General features: G+C 78.7%; 1 protein-coding gene. It reads left to right on the plus strand.

What is annotated here, in order from left to right; all coding sequences use genetic code 11:
* On the plus strand, positions 1–301 hold a 301-nt coding region (locus DEF28_RS27875), incomplete at both ends, for a hypothetical protein (protein ID WP_199493597.1).

The raw sequence follows: 301 nt of genomic DNA on the forward strand, positions 1-301 counted from the left end.
GCGGCCCGGTCGTCGTCGAACCGGGTGGCCGAACCCATACCGCCGGGCTCCTCGCCGCTGCCCTCCCAGCGCGGGCCGGGCGGGACGTACGCGCGGACGAGGCGCTACGCGAGTGGCGGGCCGACCCCGCCGTCAGCGTCAACATGGCGCACGTCGACATCGGCGGTCCCCGGCCCGAGGCCGGGGAGTGGCCCGCGCACGACGTCCGCGCGTACGTCCCGCCCGGCCCGCGCTGGGAGGGCAGCGGCGAGGAGCCCGGCGGTATGGGTTCGGCCACCCGGTTCGACGACGACCGGGCCGC

The sequence above is a fragment of the Marinitenerispora sediminis genome (assembly GCF_003336425.1).
Taxonomy (GTDB): Bacteria; Actinomycetota; Actinomycetes; order Streptosporangiales; family Streptosporangiaceae; genus Marinitenerispora; species Marinitenerispora sediminis.